This is a genomic window from Terrihabitans soli (genome assembly GCF_014191545.1).
Lineage (GTDB): Bacteria > Pseudomonadota > Alphaproteobacteria > Rhizobiales > Methylopilaceae > Flaviflagellibacter > Flaviflagellibacter soli.
On record NZ_AP023361.1, the window covers coordinates 1,499,814 to 1,513,652 of the forward strand.

Here is a 13,839-nt window from a genome sequence, read left to right on the forward strand (position 1 = left end):
AGTGCGGCCCTCTAAGAGCCTTAAGGGGCTATGGAAAGCTCGCTGCGCTCGCCGGGCCGGATGCTGGCCGGGGTCTCTTTGACGGCTCCGGCCTTCGTCGTCCGGATCACGTAATCGCCGGCCGTCAGAGTCACGTTCATTTTGGGATCGTATGAGTAATGAACCATTTGGACCTGGCCGTTGATGTCCTTTTTGGCTGTCATCACCTCGATGAACTCGGCTCCCGGGGCATCGAGCCCGAGCACCCCGGCATTGAGATCCATCTTTACCTCGGTCGTCTGGCCCGAGGTGACATCCACCGGCTGGAATTTCTTGGCTGCGCCGACGGTGACGGCGAGGTCGTAGCGCCCGGCCGGCAGCTCAAAGACCGATTGGGCGTTGAACATCGTCGCGATCCATTCCCGGTTCGCGCCAGGCCCGGCCGCCGGCTTGAAGACTTCGACGGCAATGCCGTCGGTGACGTCGGGGCCAGAGGCGGAATAGACGGCGCTGGCGACAAGGCGCCCAGCATCGAGCGTGACCGCCAGATTGATGCTGTCGCCGGCCGTGACCTCGAACGGCTTTTCAGCCTTTGCCGCGCCCTTGGTCAGCGTCATGACATAGCTGCCCGCGGGCAGGACGAAGCGGGGGACGGCATCGTAGGAAGTGGCGACATATTCGCCGGCGGCCGTCTTGATGTCCCAGTTGACGCCTTCGGCTTTGGCGCCGGAGCCTGCGAGCGCACCTTCGCTCGTCACATAGCCGGCATTCAGAACCACATCCTGCACCGACGGTGCGGCGGTGACCGTCATTGGCAGGATACGTTTGGTCTGGAAGAACTCGACGGTTGCCGCATAAGTACCGGGTTTTGCGACGGCCGCTAGAGGCGATCCGTATTCCGTCTGTACGAATTCGCCGGGATCGCCGGCCGTATCGGGCACAAACAGCGACCAGACGACGTTATGGTTTGAATCCTCGATCGGATCGAGCCCTTCCGCGAGCCGCACCACGCCGCGCCAGTTCTTGCCGGCGAGAGGATCCTTCTTCTCGGGCTCCGGCGGCGCTTCGCTCGCGATCTTCTCGCCCTGCGCCGCTTCGACGGCTTTGCCGAGTGCGTCTTCGAGCCCGCTCGCATTCTTTGCATCGAGATAAACGCCGCCGGTATTTCGCGCGATACACTGAAGCTGCGCGCGCGTGGCCGGATCGGCGACATCGAAACCGATGACATGCGCCGTGAAATTGACGCCGGATTTTTCGAGTTCGGCGGCGACGGCGCAAGGGTCCGCATTGCAGGTCTCGATGCCGTCGGACACGAGGATGACGGTCGCCGGGTTTTCCGTCGATTTAAGCTGTTCGGCCGCAAGTCTCAGCGAGGCGGAGATCGGCGTTTTACCCTTCGGAGTGATCTTCTGCACCGTGCCGCGCAGCGCATCTCCGTTGAGCGGACCGATCGGCTGGATCAGTTCGATATCGGCGCAATCGCCCTTCGTCCGGTGTCCGTACGCCATGAGGCCGAGTTTGTGATCCGGCTGCCATTTGTCGATGATGGTGCCGACGGCCGTGCGCGCCGCGCTCATTTTCGTCCGGCCCTCGACAAGCCCCCACATCGAGCCCGAGGCATCGAGGATCAGAACGGCATCGGCCGGGCCTTTGGCCTGGGCTGAAGCCGGCCAACTCGAAAAGGAGAGGGGGGCAAGGGCGGCAAACACCGCGAGGGCGGCAAGGAGGCGACGGAACATGCAGCAGAGCCCTCGGGGGTTTTGGAAGGTTTGGGACGGTAACGGCTGCCCCAGGGGCCGCCAAGGCGATCTTTTTAGCTCCGTCTTGAGATTTACCGTGTTTATGACGATGTGATTGCCCAGCCATTCCGGGCATGCTTCTGCTCGGAACCCCGTGGAGGACACCATGTCCGTTCAGCCCCCGATCCGCCGGATCACCGCGCCCGAAATCCGCGCCCGCAAGGGCGGGGAGCCCATCGTCACGCTGACCGCCTACCACGCCCATACGGCGGCGATTGCCGACGATCTGGTGGAGCTTCTCCTCGTCGGCGATAGCCTCGGCAATGTCATGTACGGCATGGAAACCACCGTGCCCGTGACGCTCGATATGATGATCATTCAGGGCCAGGCGGTTGTGCGCGGTTCAAAGCGCGCGCTCGTCGTCATCGACATGCCCTTCGGCTCCTACGAGGGCTCGCCGGCCGAGGCCTTCAAAAACGCCGTGCGCGTTCTGAAAGAGACCGGCGCCGGCGCCGTGAAGGTCGAAGGCGGCGTGCGCACCGCCGAAACCATCCGCTTCCTCACCGAGCGCGGCGTGCCTGTAATGGGGCATATCGGCCTGACGCCGCAATCCGTGCTGACGCTCGGCGGCTTCAAGGCGCAGGGGCGCGATGAGAAGGAATGGGACGGCATCCTGAAGGATGCGAAGGCTGTGGATGAAGCCGGCGCCTTCTCCATCGTCATCGAAGCCGTGGCCGAGCCGCTTGCCGCCAAGATCACCGGCCTCGTCCAGGCCCCGACCATCGGCATCGGTGCGTCTGCCGCCTGCGACGGGCAGATCCTCGTGATGGAAGACATGCTCGGCCTCAACGAGCGGGTGCCGAAATTCGTCAAGAAGTACGGCTCGCTGAAGGACCATATCCGCGGCGCCATCGAGGGCTATGCCGCCGAGGTGCGCGAGCGCAATTTCCCGGCGCCCGAACACACCTATTCCATGCGCAAGGCGGCGGAGTGATCTGCCGCCCGCCGGGACTTAAGTCCCTGCATTAATTATAAGAAAAAAGTCAGACCCCATTCGGCGCCGGGGAAGGTTTGCCACCCGGGGGCGCGGTGTCTATGGTGCGCGCCGCTTCCCTGGGGGAGGCCGAATCCAGCGGGCGTCATGTCGGACATTTTCAACGAGATCGAAGAAGACCTGCGCCGCGAGCGCATGAACCGGCTGTGGAAGCGCTACGGACCGGTTCTCGTCGGCGCGGCGGTCCTCATCGTCGTCGGCGTTTCCGGCTGGCGCGCCTATGACTGGTATTCGGCCAAGCAGGCTCAGGAAGCCGGCGCCCGCTACGATGCGGCGATCGCGCTCTCCACTTCAGGCAACGCCAAGGAAGCCGAGGTCGCGCTCGAGGCTCTCGCGAAGGATGCGCCGGCCGGCTACGCGATCCTGTCACGCTTCCGCGCCGCAACCGAGCTTTCCACAACAGATAAAGCTGCCGCTGCCGCCCGTTTCGAGGCTATCGCGCAGGACATTTCGGTACCGGCTTTGCTGCGCGATCTCGCGCGCATCCGTGCGGCTCTTGCCCTTGTAGATACGGGCAGCCAGGCCGATGTCGCGAGCCGTGTCGAGCCGCTGGCCGCTAATGGAAATGCCTGGCGCCATTCGGCCCGGGAGATCCTGGCGCTCGCCGCCTGGAAGGCCGGCAATCTTGACGACACGCGCCGCTGGGCGGAGGAATTGATCGTCGATCCGGAAACGCCGCCCGGCGCCCGTGCGCGGGGGCAGCTTCTGCTCGATCTCGCCGGCCAGCCTGCCGGCGTGCCGTCTGCCCCGCCCGCGCCATGATGTTGGGACACAAGCCGCCGATGTCACGCACTGCAGCCATTCTCCTGATCGCCGCCTCCAGCCTCGGCCTTGCCGGGTGCCAGAGCCTCAATCCGTTCGCGGAGAAGGACAAGGCTATCCCGGGCGAGCGCCGGCCGGTCTTCGAGCAGGGCGAGTTCGCAGGTCCGCGTAAACTGCCGCCGCCCAATTCCGACTATGTCGGCGCGACCATGCCGGCCAACCAGCCGGTGGTTCAGACGGCGCCTCCGCCTCCGCCACCGCCGGGAACATCGACCACGCCCAAAGCGGCTCGCACCCAGTCCGTGCCGCCGGCGCCTCCGGCGCCGCCGACCGGCTACTGACGCCGGTATACCGGCCATGCCCACCATCGCGATTGTCGGCCGGCCCAATGTCGGCAAGTCGACGCTTTTCAACCGTCTGATCGGTAAACGCATCGCGCTTGTGGATGACAGCCCGGGCGTGACGCGCGATCGCCGCGAAGGCGCGGCCAGCGTCGGCGATTTCGAATTCACCGCCGTCGATACCGCGGGTCTCGAAGATGCCGCCGAAGGCTCGCTGGCCGGGCGCATGACGGCGCAGACCGTCACCGCCATCGAGGATGCGGACGCGCTTCTGTTTCTCATCGATGCGCGCGTCGGCCTCATGCCCGACGATCAGCATTTTGCCGACCTCGTGCGCAAATCCGGAAAGCCCGTCGTCCTCGTCGCCAACAAGGCGGAAGGCAAAGACGGCACCGCCGGCGCTTATGAAGCCTATCGCCTTGGCCTCGGCGAGCCGGTCGCGCTCTCCGCCGAACATGGCGACGGCTTTGCCGATCTCTATCAGGCGCTGCGCAAGGTTCTCGGCGACGAAAAAATGTTCGGCGCTGAAAGCGACGAAGATGAGGACGATCGCGACAGCGAAGACGACGTCGAAGATGGCGACGAGGTCGAGCAGGAAGATCTGCGCCCGCGTGGGCCGCTTGCCGTTGCCATTGTCGGCCGTCCGAATGCCGGCAAATCGACGCTCATCAATCGCCTCATCGGTGAAGACCGTCTGCTGACCGGCCCCGAAGCCGGCATTACGCGCGACAGCATTTCCGTCGAACTCGACTGGCGCGGCCGCGATATCAAGCTCGTCGACACCGCCGGCATGCGCAAGAAAGCGCGCGTGCAGGACAAGCTCGAAAAGCTCGCAGTGTCCGATGCGCTGCGCTCGATCCAGTATGCGGAAGTCGTCGTTGTTCTCCTGGATGCGACGATCCCGTTCGAAAAGCAGGATCTGCAGATTGCCGATCTCGTGGCGCGCGAGGGCCGCGCCATTGTCATCGCGCTCAACAAATTCGATCTGATCGAAGACCGTCAGGGCGCGATCAAGCGTTTCCGCGAACAGGCCGATCATCTTCTGCCGCAGGTGCGCGGCATGCCGCTCGTTGCCGTGTCCGGCCAGACGGGCGAGGGCATCGACCGGCTGATGCAGGCGGTGCTGAAGGCCTATGAGGTGTGGAACAAGCGTATCCCGACGGCCAAGATCAATCGCTGGCTCGATGGCGTTCTGCAGCAGCACCCGCCGCCGGCGGTGCGCGGCACGCGCATCAAATTGCGCTACATGACGCAGAACAAGGCGCGGCCGCCGAGCTTTGTTCTGTTCGGCACGCGCACCGGAGCGCTTCCGGAAAGCTATACGCGCTATCTCGTGAACGGCCTGCGCGAGACCTTCGACCTGCACGGCACGCCGATCCGCCTCGCATTCCGCGAGCCGAAAAATCCGTTCGACAAGGGCGAAGACTAGAGCGCGTTATGCGGGGCGCTGGAAGGTGAGGAAGCGCTTTTCGCGCGCCTCATAGATGAGCCCCGTTTCCTCGAGCTTCGGATCGGTCAGCTTCAGAAGCTCGGCTGCAATGACTTCGGGCGAAGGCAGGGTCTGCGGATCTTCGCCGGGCATCGCCTGAGCGCGCATTTTGGTGCGCGTTGCGCCGGGATTGAAGAGATTGACGCGGATGGGCGTGTTCTTCGTCTCTTCGGCATAGGTGCGCACCAGTGCATCGAGCGCGGCTTTCGAGACGGCGTAAGGACCCCAATAGGCGCGGACATTCGTCGCGGCGCCTGAGGACACGAAGATTGCGCGGCCGGCATCGGCGGCGCGCAGCAAGGGGTCCATCGAGCGGATGAGACGCCAGTTTGCGGTGACATTCACCGCAACGACATTGTCCCATTGTTTCGGATCGACATGACCGACCGGTGAGAGCGGGCCGAGCATGCCGGCATTGCCGACGAGAATGTCGAGCTTGCCGAAGCGCTCGTAAAGCGCGCCGCCGAGACGGTCGATACCGTCATAGTCTGTAATATCGAGGGGCACGAGCGTTGCGGTGCCGCCCTTCGCTTTGATGATATCGTCGAGTGCTTCGAGCCCGCCGACCGTGCGGGCAACGGCGACGATATGCGCGCCGCGCGCCGCGAGCGCCTCGGACACCGCCGCGCCGATGCCGCGCGAGGCGCCGGTGACGAGCGCGATCTTACCTTTCAGATCGGGTGCAGACATGATTGCGCGCGGTCAGCCCGCTTCGGCGAGCAGCGAGAGCTGCTTCGGATGGCTCTCGCCGGTCATGTCGGTGAGACCCGTCGGATAATCGCCGGTGAAGCAATGATCGGTGTAGAGCGGACGCGCCGGATCGCGCGCGTCCTCGCCCATCGCGCGGTAGAGACCGTCGACGGAGAGGAAAGCCAGCGTATCGGCGCCGACGAATTTGCGCATCTGTTCGAGGTCCATGCGCGCGGCCAGCAGCTTGTCGCGCTCGGGCGTGTCGATGCCGTAGAAATCCGAATGGGTGATCGGCGGCGAGGCGAGGCGGAAATGCACTTCCTTCGCGCCGGCATCGCGCATCATCTGCACGATCTTCACCGACGTCGTGCCGCGCACGAGGCTGTCGTCGACGAGGACGACGCGCTTGCCTTCGACCTGCGAACGGTTGGCCGAATGCTTCAGGCGCACGCCGAGTTCGCGGATGCGCTGCGTCGGCTGGATGAAGGTGCGGCCGACATAGTGATTGCGGATGATGCCGAGTTCGAACGGAATGCCGCTTTCCTGGCTGAAGCCGAGAGCGGCGGGAACGCCCGAGTCCGGGATCGGCACGATGACATCGGCTTCGACCATGCTCTCGCGTGCCAGCTCATGGCCCATGCGCTTGCGCACATCGTAGACGCTCTTGCCGCCGACGACGGAGTCGGGACGCGCGAAGTAAATATATTCGAAGATGCAGGGGCGGGCCCGCTGCGGCGGGAAGGGCTTGTGCGATTCCAGAACCTGTTTGCCCGCTTCCTCGCTGATCACGACGATCTCGCCGTTCTCGATGTCGCGGATGTATTTGGCGCCGATCGTGTCGAGTGCGCAGGTCTCGGAGGCGAGAATGTAGCGGCCATCGAGCTGGCCGAGGACGAGCGGGCGGATGCCGAGCGGATCGCGCGCGCCGATCAGTTTCTTGGTCGAGAGCGCAACGAAAGCGTAGGCGCCTTCAAGCTGGCGGATCGCATCGATGAAGCGATCGAGGAAGCGGTTGCGCTGGCTGCGCGCGACAAGATGCAGAACAACTTCCGTATCCGTCGTCGACTGGCAGAGCGCGCCTTCGCGCACCAGCTGTTTGCGCAGCGTCAGGCCGTTCGTCAGATTGCCGTTATGCCCGATGGCGAAGCCGCCGGTTTCGAGTTCGGCAAACAGCGGCTGCACATTGCGCAGAATAGTTTCACCGGTTGTCGAATAACGGTTATGGCCGATGGCGGCCGAGCCGGGCAGACGTTCGATGACTTCGGCGTTCGAGAAGTTGTCGCCGACAAGTCCGAGGCGTTTTTCAGCGTGGAAGCGGCTGCCGTCATAGGTGACGATGCCCGAAGCTTCCTGGCCGCGATGCTGCAGCGCGTGAAGACCGAGCGCTGTAATGGCAGCGGCGTCGGGGTGGCCGAAGATGCCGAAGACCGCGCACTCTTCATGCAGGCGGTCCTCTTCCAGCTCGCGCCAGAAGCTATCGATGGGTTCGGCCCCTGCTGTCATTGCGCACTCCTGGATGGCCCGCACGCCATCCTCAAAATCAGTTAGGGCCGGGAAGTCCGGCCCATTTCGTTCTGCCCACTCAGTTGGGCGTTGTCGGCGCCGTCAGGCGGTCCATCTGCTGCTGCTCGGCCGGGCGATAACCGGGTTCGGTCGGCGCGGCTTCCGGCGGGGGGCTTGCGTCCCCAGTCGGCGCTGCCGGGTTGGCCGGGTCGGTATCCGGCGCCGGCGTCGGATCGCTGGAGCCCGGCAGACCGCCCTTCAGCTGTTTCAAAATGGTGGCTTCGGGGTCTTCCGGCAACATGGCCAGAAGAGAATCCCCCGTCCCTTCAAGGAGGGGCTTGGAGGCGGAATCGACCACCCAGCTCGGCTGGGAGCGTTCCGGCACCAGCCAGTTGAAGAACAGGAAGGCGACGACGGCCAGAAGGAAGCCGCGGGCGCCGCCATAGAGGAAGCCCAGCGCCCGGTCGAACGGGCCGACCCGGCTGTCGAGAATGAAGTCGGACAGGCGCATCGTCACCAGCGAGACGAGCAGCAATGTCACGAGGAAAATGCCAGCGCCGGCAATGACATCGGCGAGGATTTCCGGTTGTAGATTGAGCTGGGCGCGGGCCCAGCCGCGCACATCCGGCAGGAAATAGAGGGTGGCTCCGGCCGCCGCCGCCCAGGAGGCGATGGAGAGGACTTCGCGGGTAAATCCGCGGACCATGGCGAGAAGCGCCGAAAGCAGGACAATGCCGAGAACGATGAGATCGAGGAGCGCAATCGGCATGAAATCGCCCTGGCGGTCGGATCAAGAAATCTGGAGGGACTCAAAAGGTCCGCCCGTCGCGGCGCCCTTATAACCCTGCCGGGGGCCTCGCGTCACGCGAGATTCCGGGACATTGGGGCGCATGGTGAGCATAGGGGCTCCGCGTTTCAGGCCGCGCTGGCCCGGGCCCGGCGCACCCCCCTTGCGGCCACATCGGCCACCAGGGCTTCCAGTCCGTTAAGGCCGTTTAGTTGTAGGGCGCCATCCCCCTTATCGGCCGAGCCCGCCGGGGCGATGGCCCGGGTAAAACCGAGCCGTGCGGCTTCCTTCATGCGGAGCCCCGAATGGGCCACCGGCCGCACCGCGCCGGAGAGGCTGACCTCGCCGAAAAACACGCTGTCGGACGGCAGAACGGCATTGGCGAAAGACGAGACGAGGGCGGCGGCGACCGCGATATCGGCGGCCGGTTCCTGGATGCGAAGCCCGCCCGCGACATTGAGATAGACATCGTGACCGCCGAGCTTCAGCCCCGCATGCGCTTCGAGCACGGCGAGCACCATGGACAGACGATTTGAGTCCCAGCCGACAACCGCTCTGCGCGGTGTGCCGAGCGAGGAGGGCGCAACAAGCGCCTGGATTTCGACAAGGATCGGCCGCGTGCCTTCGACCCCGGCAAACACCGCAACGCCCGGCGCACCGCTGTCGCGGCTCGACAGAAACAATGCGGAGGGATTGGCGACATCTTCGAGGCCACGTCCGGTCATCGAGAAGACGCCGATCTCGTCTGTCGGGCCGAAGCGGTTTTTCTGGCCGCGCAGCACGCGGAACGCATGGCCCTGTTCGCCTTCAAACGACAGCACCGCATCGACCATATGCTCGACGACGCGCGGGCCTGCGATTTGACCGTCTTTCGTGACATGGCCGACGAGAATGACGGCGGCGCCCGAGGTTTTGGCAAAACGGATCAGCGCCTGAGCAGACGCGCGTACTTGCGTCACCGTGCCGGGCGCGCTGTCCACCGCCGAGGTCCACATGGTCTGGATGGAATCGATGACGACGAGTTTCGGAATGGAGCCGGTGGAGAGCGTCGTCAGAATATCTTCGATGTTCGTTTCGGCGCCGAGCTCGACCGGCGCATCGGACAGGCCGAGCCGCTCCGCGCGCATGCGGATTTGCGCCGTCGCTTCTTCGCCGGAGATATAGGCCACGCGGTGCCCGGCGCGGGCGAGCGCCGCCGCCGCCTGGATGAGAAGGGTGGATTTGCCGATGCCCGGCTCGCCGCCGAGCAGGATGGCCGAGCCGCGGACAAAGCCGCCGCCGGTCACCCGGTCAAACTCGCCGATGCCGCATTTGAGGCGCGGGGCCTCGCCAGTCGGCCCATTGAGGCCCTCAAGGGCAACGGCCCGGCCGCCGCGCACCGAGACCGTAGCGCCCTTGGCGACCGGGGCGGCAGAGGCTTCCTCGACAATCGTGTTCCAGGCGCCGCAGGCCTCGCATTTGCCGTTCCAGCGATTGTGGGTGCCGCCGCAGCTCTGGCAGACGAAAACGGACCGCGCGCGCGCCATAGAGAATCTCCAGCCTTCGGAGGAGGATGCCGAAGTTCTGGACGGAAAGCCAGAAAAATGTTCTAGTTTTGTTCTTATTTGTTGTCCGGCGTCCGTGCGACGCCGGGGCGCAGCCTGGGTGCAATTGCAACCCATTCAACCGGAAATTACTTCTCAGTTCGGGAGAGGAAGTAATGTTCGAGCTTTCACTATTTGAGCTGACCGGGATCGTTCTGGGTTCTGTGGGGGCGGGCGGCTTTGTCGGCGTCCAGTTTTACAGATGCTGGCTTGATCAGGAGGTTGTGGATCTCGATGCGATCGAAGCCGACCGCGCGATGAATCGGGATCGCGAGAACCAGAGGCAGTAAGTATTCTCGCCGCCGGCTCGAAGTATCCGGGTCTGATCGTATCGCAACCTGAAAGTGTCAATGCCAATTGCGCGCAGAAGTCGAAAGAACCGACATGGCATCCGCTAGTATGCAATGTATTGCATTTTTCACGTTCTCGTAGAAATATTGCGCCAGCTCAGGTGGTTAAAGGTAAGCGGCGGCTGCCCCTGGCGTATGTACTGCGTATCGTAAGGCTGCCAAATGCATGTGTTCATCGGATGGCTCGCCGCCCTCTGTCTCTTCTGGGCTGTGCTTTCTTTCGTACCGCCTGCTTTCAGCGATGACGGCGAGGGCACCCGTTTCTGGGGCTGGGTTTACGCGGTCGGCGCGATAGGTTTCGGCATCGCCTATTTCTTCCCGCAGTGACCGGGCAAAACACTCACCACCTCGTGTGAAGCCAAAATGCGTCTCCTCCCGTATCTGTCGGCAGGAGGATTTTGCGATGAACCGGCGAACACTCATTCTCAGCGGCACGGCCATTCTCGGCGGGGCTTTTATCTGGCGCGGCCTGACCCTGTCGCCGGAGGCAGCCGAGGCGTTTGAAGTCACCAAGACTGATGAGGAATGGCGGAAGATTCTGACGCCCGATCAGTATGCCGTGCTGCGCCACGAAGGCACCGAGCGGCCAGGCTCGAGCCCGCTGAACCATGAAAAGCGCGCCGGGCTGTTCAACTGCGCCGGCTGCGATCTGCCGCTGTTTTCCTCCAAAACGAAATATGACAGCGGCACCGGCTGGCCGAGCTTCTGGCAGCCTTTGATGAATGCCGTCGGCGAAAGCACCGATTATAAGATCGGCGTGCCGCGCACGGAAGTGCATTGCCGCCGCTGCGGCGGCCATCTCGGCCATGTCTTCAATGACGGGCCGCAGCCGACGGGCTTGCGCTATTGCATGAACGGCGTTTCGCTGAAATTCGTGCCCGGCGATCAGCCGGCGTAAATACGCTCAAAGCGCGGGCCGAGGCGCGTCAGGATCTCGTATCCGATCGTCCCGGCCTTTTGCGCAAGCTCGTCGATCGTGATCCCATCGCCGAGCACCGTCGCGTAATCGCCGCGCTTTACGGCATTTTCCGGAAGATCGGTGATATCGGCGGCGATCAGGTCCATCGATATGCGGCCGACGAGCGGGCAGCTTTTGCCGGCGATGATGACCTCCGCGCCCTTCTGCGCGTCGCGCGAGCCTGCGGCGCGGATAAATCCGTCGGCATAGCCCAGCGACAGAATGGCAAGACGAGAGGGGCGGCCCAGCGTTTCCTCCCCGCCATAGCCGACCTTTTCGCCGCGGCCTGCTTCACGCAGCTGCACGATCCTCGTTTGAAGTTTGACGACTGGTTTCAGGTCGGGCGCAGGATGCGGATGGAAAGGATTGCCGCCATAAAGCGCGATGCCCGGGCGGCAGAGATCGAAACGATAGGCGCCGCCCGACAGCGTCGCCGCGGAATTGGCAAGACTTGCCGGTGTGTCCGGGAATAGCTGGCGCACGGCCTCGAACGCCGTAAGCTGTTCCTTGTTGAGCGGATGGTTCGGCACATCGGCGCAGGCCAGATGGCTCATCACAAGGCTCGGGCGGAAGGCGTTCTTCTGTGCAGTCTCTTCGGCCTCGCTGAGGCTGAGGCCGAGCCGGTTCATGCCGGTGTCGATGTGGAGCGCGGCACTCGCGCCGCCGCCTTTGGCTACCCATTCCTCGACTTCGCCAGGGCTGCCGAGAACGGGCCGGGCATTGATCTCGAGAAGTATGGACGCGGATCCCGGATTAAGCCCGCTGAGGACATAAATAATGGCTTCGGGCAGGGCGGCGCGCAGCGCCCGCGCCTCGAACACATGTGCGACAAAGAAAGTCCGCGCGCCGGCGGTCCACAGCGCCTGCGCGACGGACGGAACGCCAAGCCCGTAGGCGTCGGCCTTGACGACAGCGGCGCATTCGGCCGGGGCGGCTCGGCTGGCAAGGAGTTTGTAATTTGCCGCGATGGCGGAGAGGTCGATGGTGAGCCGGCCGCCGGTCTCGGTTTCGGGCGGTCCCTGATGCAGGGAGCTCATTCGCCTTGCGGGCCGCGGCTATATTCGCGGGTCAGCGACGAGAAGCGCGTCACTTCGGCGTCGAACTGCACCGGCACAGTGCCGGTCGGGCCGTGGCGCTGTTTGCCGATGATGACTTCGGCAACACCGTGGACCTGTTCCATTTCGGCCTGCCATTTGATGTGTTCTTCGGTGCCGGCGCGCGGCTCCTTGTTCTTCAGATAATATTCTTCGCGGAACACGAACATCACGACGTCGGCGTCCTGCTCGATCGAGCCGGATTCACGAAGGTCCGACAATTGAGGACGTTTATCGTCGCGGCTTTCGACCTGGCGCGACAGCTGGGAGAGCGCAAGGATCGGAACGTTGAGCTCTTTCGCCAGCGCTTTCAGGCCGGTCGTGATCTCGGTGATTTCCTGCACGCGGCCCTCATTCCTGCGCGCCGAGCCGGAGAGAAGCTGGATATAGTCCACGACCAGGACGTCGAGGCCGCGCTGGCGCTTGAGGCGCCGGGCGCGCGCCGCAAGCTGTGCAATGGTAATGCCGCCGGTCTCGTCGATATAGAGCGGGATCGCCTGCATCTCGCGCGCCGCATCCGACAGGCGCACGAACTCGCCTTCCGAAATATCGCCGCGGCGGATTTTATAAGATGCGATATTGGCCTGCTCGGCGATAATACGCGTGGCGAGCTGCTCGCCCGACATTTCGAGAGAGAAGAAGCCGACAATGCCGCCGTCGACCGTCTGCAGCGAACCGTCCTGCTGTTCCTCGGCGCGGAAATTCTTGGCGATATGGAACGCCATATTGGTCGCGAGCGCGGTTTTGCCCATGCCCGGGCGGCCGGCGATGATGATGAGGTCGGAGCGCTGCAGCCCGCCCATCTGCTTGTCGAGATCGGCAAGGCCCGTCGAAACGCCGGACAGGCCGCCATCGCGCTTATAGGCATTGGCCGCCATGTCGACGGCGGTAAAGAGCGCATCGGCAAAGCGCTGGAAGCCGCCATCATAGCGGCCGAGTTCGGCCACTTCGTACAGACGCCGTTCGGCATCTTCGATCTGCAGGCGCGGCGGCATATCGACCGGCGCGTCATAGGCGACATTCACCATGTCCTCGCCGATGGTGATCAGCGAACGGCGTGTAGCCAAATCATAAATGGTGCGGCCGTAATCCTCGGCATTGATGATCGAGGCGGCGTCGGCGGCGAGTGCGGCGAGATATTGCGGCAGCGTCTTGCCGCCGAGATCGAAATCGGTCGGCAGAAATGTTTTCAGCGTGACGGGCGTTGCCAGTTTGCCGACCCGGATGAGCTGACCTGCGATCTCGAAGATCTGCTGATGGATCGGTTCGTGGAAATGCTTAGCCTCGAGAAAATCCGAGACGCGGTAGAACGCTTCATTATTGATAAGGATCGCGCCGAGAAGCGCCTGTTCGGCATCAAGATTGTGCGGCGCCTGCCGGTAGCCGGTCTGCTGCTGCGCCAGTGTGGTGAGCGCGCGTGCTGTCGAGTCGCCGAATGCCATGGAGAGGGTCTTGGGGTCCGCTGTTGTGTTTCGTGTTCTGGAACGGCGGGCCCGATTCCGCGAATCAC

Annotated in this window: 14 protein-coding genes; 7 read left to right on the forward strand and 7 right to left on the reverse strand. The window is 63.8% G+C overall.

Annotated elements, in window-relative coordinates; all coding sequences use genetic code 11:
* Positions 1–20 precede the first annotated feature (20 nt).
* Positions 21–1,718, reverse strand: a complete 1,698-nt coding sequence (locus IZ6_RS07830) for a vWA domain-containing protein (protein ID WP_222877423.1) — start codon at positions 1,716–1,718, stop codon at positions 21–23.
* 166 nt (positions 1,719–1,884) lie between these two features.
* On the opposite strand from IZ6_RS07830, the gene panB reads away from it, so the two are divergent.
* The 4 genes from panB (at position 1,885) to der (ending at position 5,304) form a co-directional block, all read left to right on the forward strand.
* Complete coding sequence (gene panB / locus IZ6_RS07835; RefSeq protein ID WP_222877424.1) at positions 1,885–2,712, forward strand: 3-methyl-2-oxobutanoate hydroxymethyltransferase; 828 nt, start codon at positions 1,885–1,887, stop codon at positions 2,710–2,712.
* A 147-nt stretch (positions 2,713–2,859) separates the two neighbouring features.
* Positions 2,860–3,534, forward strand: coding sequence for a tetratricopeptide repeat protein (locus IZ6_RS07840; protein WP_222877425.1), 675 nt, complete (start codon positions 2,860–2,862; stop codon positions 3,532–3,534).
* 20 nt (positions 3,535–3,554) lie between these two features.
* Complete coding sequence (locus IZ6_RS07845) at positions 3,555–3,875, forward strand: hypothetical protein (RefSeq protein ID WP_222877426.1); 321 nt, start codon at positions 3,555–3,557, stop codon at positions 3,873–3,875.
* A gap of 16 nt (positions 3,876–3,891) precedes the next feature.
* Positions 3,892–5,304 (forward strand): ribosome biogenesis GTPase Der, encoded by a 1,413-nt coding sequence (gene der / locus IZ6_RS07850; RefSeq protein ID WP_222877427.1) that lies wholly within the window; start codon positions 3,892–3,894, stop codon positions 5,302–5,304.
* 6 nt (positions 5,305–5,310) lie between these two features.
* Here the strand turns inward: der and IZ6_RS07855 are convergent, their stop codons facing one another.
* The 4 genes from IZ6_RS07855 to radA all read right to left on the reverse strand — a co-directional run bounded on the left by IZ6_RS07855 (position 5,311) and on the right by radA (position 9,870).
* Positions 5,311–6,054 (reverse strand): SDR family NAD(P)-dependent oxidoreductase, encoded by a 744-nt coding sequence (locus tag IZ6_RS07855; RefSeq protein WP_222877428.1) that lies wholly within the window; start codon positions 6,052–6,054, stop codon positions 5,311–5,313.
* 12 nt (positions 6,055–6,066) lie between these two features.
* A complete protein-coding gene (purF, locus tag IZ6_RS07860; protein WP_222877429.1) occupies positions 6,067–7,557 on the reverse strand; it encodes an amidophosphoribosyltransferase in 1,491 nt (496 codons plus the stop codon).
* 79 nt (positions 7,558–7,636) lie between these two features.
* Complete coding sequence (locus IZ6_RS07865) at positions 7,637–8,326, reverse strand: CvpA family protein (RefSeq protein ID WP_222877430.1); 690 nt, start codon at positions 8,324–8,326, stop codon at positions 7,637–7,639.
* A 146-nt stretch (positions 8,327–8,472) separates the two neighbouring features.
* Positions 8,473–9,870, reverse strand: a complete 1,398-nt coding sequence (radA, locus tag IZ6_RS07870) for a DNA repair protein RadA (protein ID WP_222877431.1) — start codon at positions 9,868–9,870, stop codon at positions 8,473–8,475.
* 173 nt (positions 9,871–10,043) lie between these two features.
* Here radA and IZ6_RS07875 point away from each other — a divergent pair, with 173 nt between their 5' ends.
* The 3 genes from IZ6_RS07875 (at position 10,044) to msrB (ending at position 11,175) form a co-directional block, all read left to right on the forward strand.
* On the forward strand, positions 10,044–10,217 hold the full coding sequence (locus IZ6_RS07875) for a hypothetical protein (RefSeq protein WP_222877432.1): 174 nt from the start codon (positions 10,044–10,046) through the stop codon (positions 10,215–10,217).
* Positions 10,218–10,439: 222 nt separating this feature from the next.
* Positions 10,440–10,604: a hypothetical protein gene (locus tag IZ6_RS07880; RefSeq protein ID WP_222877433.1), complete on the forward strand. Its 165-nt coding sequence runs from the start codon at positions 10,440–10,442 to the stop codon at positions 10,602–10,604.
* Positions 10,605–10,680: 76 nt separating this feature from the next.
* Positions 10,681–11,175: a peptide-methionine (R)-S-oxide reductase MsrB gene (gene msrB, locus IZ6_RS07885; RefSeq protein WP_222877434.1), complete on the forward strand. Its 495-nt coding sequence runs from the start codon at positions 10,681–10,683 to the stop codon at positions 11,173–11,175.
* Here msrB and alr read toward each other — a convergent pair.
* Both alr and IZ6_RS07895 read right to left on the reverse strand, forming a co-directional pair.
* On the reverse strand, positions 11,163–12,272 hold the full coding sequence (alr, locus tag IZ6_RS07890; protein ID WP_222877435.1) for an alanine racemase: 1,110 nt from the start codon (positions 12,270–12,272) through the stop codon (positions 11,163–11,165). The genes msrB and alr overlap by 13 nt on opposite strands.
* Positions 12,269–13,771 (reverse strand): replicative DNA helicase, encoded by a 1,503-nt coding sequence (locus IZ6_RS07895; RefSeq protein ID WP_222877436.1) that lies wholly within the window; start codon positions 13,769–13,771, stop codon positions 12,269–12,271. Before IZ6_RS07895 ends, alr begins: the two co-directional genes overlap by 4 nt.
* Between the last annotated feature and the right edge of the window lie 68 nt (positions 13,772–13,839).

Excerpts from the sequence above, each read along its gene's own strand:
- IZ6_RS07830 (WP_222877423.1), bottom strand. The coding sequence starts at position 1,718 with ATGTTCCGTCGCCTCCTTGCCGCCCTCGCGGTGTTTGCCGCCCTTGCC.
- panB (WP_222877424.1), top strand. The coding sequence starts at position 1,885 with ATGTCCGTTCAGCCCCCGATCCGCCGGATCACCGCGCCCGAAATCCGC.
- IZ6_RS07840 (WP_222877425.1), top strand. The coding sequence starts at position 2,860 with ATGTCGGACATTTTCAACGAGATCGAAGAAGACCTGCGCCGCGAGCGC.
- IZ6_RS07845 (WP_222877426.1), top strand. The coding sequence starts at position 3,555 with ATGTCACGCACTGCAGCCATTCTCCTGATCGCCGCCTCCAGCCTCGGC.
- der (WP_222877427.1), top strand. The coding sequence starts at position 3,892 with ATGCCCACCATCGCGATTGTCGGCCGGCCCAATGTCGGCAAGTCGACG.
- IZ6_RS07855 (WP_222877428.1), bottom strand. The coding sequence starts at position 6,054 with ATGTCTGCACCCGATCTGAAAGGTAAGATCGCGCTCGTCACCGGCGCC.
- purF (WP_222877429.1), bottom strand. The coding sequence starts at position 7,557 with ATGACAGCAGGGGCCGAACCCATCGATAGCTTCTGGCGCGAGCTGGAA.
- IZ6_RS07865 (WP_222877430.1), bottom strand. The coding sequence starts at position 8,326 with ATGCCGATTGCGCTCCTCGATCTCATCGTTCTCGGCATTGTCCTGCTT.
- radA (WP_222877431.1), bottom strand. The coding sequence starts at position 9,870 with ATGGCGCGCGCGCGGTCCGTTTTCGTCTGCCAGAGCTGCGGCGGCACC.
- IZ6_RS07875 (WP_222877432.1), top strand. The coding sequence starts at position 10,044 with ATGTTCGAGCTTTCACTATTTGAGCTGACCGGGATCGTTCTGGGTTCT.
- IZ6_RS07880 (WP_222877433.1), top strand. The coding sequence starts at position 10,440 with ATGCATGTGTTCATCGGATGGCTCGCCGCCCTCTGTCTCTTCTGGGCT.
- msrB (WP_222877434.1), top strand. The coding sequence starts at position 10,681 with ATGAACCGGCGAACACTCATTCTCAGCGGCACGGCCATTCTCGGCGGG.
- alr (WP_222877435.1), bottom strand. The coding sequence starts at position 12,272 with ATGAGCTCCCTGCATCAGGGACCGCCCGAAACCGAGACCGGCGGCCGG.
- IZ6_RS07895 (WP_222877436.1), bottom strand. The coding sequence starts at position 13,771 with ATGGCATTCGGCGACTCGACAGCACGCGCGCTCACCACACTGGCGCAG.